The 2,161-nt window shown below is 38.7% G+C and carries 3 protein-coding genes and 1 pseudogene; all 4 read left to right on the forward strand.

The window, feature by feature from the left end; genetic code table 11:
• Positions 1-193, forward strand: a pseudogene (locus tag OQ279_RS18640) (hypothetical protein); the annotation flags it as partial.
• Between the two features lie 24 nt (positions 194-217).
• Positions 218-1,198: a pilus assembly protein PilM gene (pilM, locus tag OQ279_RS18645; RefSeq protein ID WP_266071368.1), complete on the forward strand. Its 981-nt coding sequence runs from the start codon at positions 218-220 to the stop codon at positions 1,196-1,198.
• 3 nt (positions 1,199-1,201) lie between these two features.
• Entirely contained in the window at positions 1,202-1,840 is a 639-nt protein-coding gene (locus tag OQ279_RS18650) for a hypothetical protein (RefSeq protein WP_266071369.1), read from the forward strand.
• Positions 1,837-2,161: hypothetical protein (locus tag OQ279_RS18655; RefSeq protein ID WP_266071373.1), on the forward strand; the 325-nt coding region annotated here is incomplete at its 3' end. The genes OQ279_RS18650 and OQ279_RS18655, both read left to right, overlap by 4 nt.

Raw genomic sequence — 2,161 nt, forward strand, 5'->3', positions numbered from 1 at the left:
AGTCAAACTAGTCTTATTATCATTCTTTATCGCAACTTTAATAGGAGCTGTTTTTGGCGTAGTGGGCTTGCTTACTGGCAAACTTAAAAGAGGGAATCCGATTCCTTTTGGTCCTTTTATCGGGATTGGTGCTTTAGCAGCTTATTTTTTTGGCAATGACATTATCACCTGGTATTTGCATTCACTATTATAAGGAGTTTTGAAAATGGCCTTTCGTTTGAAGCTGGGAAAACAATCAAATATTAGCCTGATCATTAAGGATCATGTTATTCGTTTAGCTGAAGTAAAGTCACATGGAGATCTGCACATCCAGCGTTTAGAAGAACGGTTTATTCCTAGCGGATTGATTAAGGAAGGCAGAATTCAGGATAGTGAAACATTAATAGCCATTTTAGAAGAATGTGTGAATGAATGGAAGCTAAAAAACAAGCAAGTAACCTTTTTAGTGCCAGATCCATTCATTGTCATGAGGAAAATAGCAATTCCTGCCGATGTGCATGAAGATGAACTGAAGGGCTATTTATTTATGGAAATTGGTGCAACGATTCACCTTCCGTTTGAGGATCCAATATTTGATTATTATTCTTTGCCTCAGCAGAACAATGAGCGCAAGGAAGTACTGCTTTTTGCCGCACCTGAAGGTGTAGTGGCTGAGTATACAGATATTCTGGAAGAGGTAAAGCTAAAGCCGGCAGCAGCTGACTTATCAGCACTTTCTCTTTATAGACTGTACCATAAGCTCGATATGGCAAATGCGAATGAAAACTTGATGCTCGTTCAATATGATCTTACAACGGTAAATGTCAGTATATTTGAAAATCATATTCCGATCATTATGCGGCATTTAAAGCTGGATATTGATGCATCACAATGGGATACGGTCAGGTCTGAGAACGGCGGCAGAAAGCTTCATTATTCAGGATCTGCAAATGATGTGGGCAGTTCGCTAATGGATAGCTATAAAGAAATCGATCGGGTTCAGGATTATTATCAATTTTCACTGACGCAAGGCAAAAAGAAGATTACGAAGATCGTTGTCGACGGTGATCATCCTTATCTTGACGAGATTTTTAAAGAAATGAAGAATCGCTATTCTGTACCTGTTTTAACATTGAAAAATGATGTGATAGATTCGGGGCAAGATGCTGAGCTTCCATCATTTTATTTGAATATCGGATTAGCTTTAAAAGAGGTGTAGAAGATGTTAGTCGATATTAATCTGCTTCCGCAAAAAGAGAAAAAAACAAAAGCTTCTTATATCGTTCTTCTAGCTTCTATATTGATTGTGTTGATTATAGCTGCGATTTTCTTTTTTATCATTCAGGACCGGAAGCAGTCTATTGCGAATACTGAGCAGCAGCTGGCGCAAACATCAGAGCTGTTGGAGGCAAAACGGGCAAAGCTGGAAAACTATCAGTCCTCCAATTCTGTAACAGACTTACAAAATGCAATAACTTGGGCAGATCAGCAGCCTTATAATGTAGTTTATATGCTGCAGGAGCTGACAAAACTTCTGCCTGAACGGGGTTTTATCAGCGAGTTTGAAATGAATGAAGATCATGCAGTCAATCAGCAGGTTCAATTTGATACAAAATCAGAAGCTGCATACTATTTAAGCTTGCTGACATCTGTACAGTGGATAGAGGAAGCTGTGCTTACGGAAGCACAAACAGCTGACTTAACCGATCAAGAAACTGAATCTGCAGTTAGCGATGATATTGTTCCAAGGTATATTGCCAATTACGAGATGAGAATCAATGTGCCTGCATTAAAAGAGGCTGCTCAGACAGAAAATGATGAGCAAGATCGTGTCCAGGATGAAGGAGGCACTTCACCATGAATGTACAGCTTTCAAAAAAACAGCTTGGCTTTGGCTTCCTGGGAATTGTTTTAATCGGTATTCTCACTTTCGGGCTTTATTACTTATTTATTTTGCCGCTGAACGATCAGATTGACCGTAAGAACACAGAACTCGATATGGCAAGACAGGAACTTGATATTATTGATAATACGTTAACTCAAAATAGTGAGCAGACCGTTTTAAATACGATGGAACTGCAAAAAGAAGTGCCTGTTAAGCGTCTTTTAGATCAGCTTCTTTTAAATGTGGAAAAGGCTGAAATTGTTTCGGATGCAACTATTAATGAAATACAGCTTAATG

It is taken from the genome of Salinimicrobium profundisediminis (assembly GCF_026241755.1).
Classification (GTDB): Bacteria; Bacteroidota; Bacteroidia; order Flavobacteriales; family Flavobacteriaceae; genus Salinimicrobium; species Salinimicrobium profundisediminis.

Excerpts from the sequence above, each read along its gene's own strand:
- OQ279_RS18650 (WP_266071369.1), top strand. The coding sequence starts at position 1,202 with ATGTTAGTCGATATTAATCTGCTTCCGCAAAAAGAGAAAAAAACAAAA.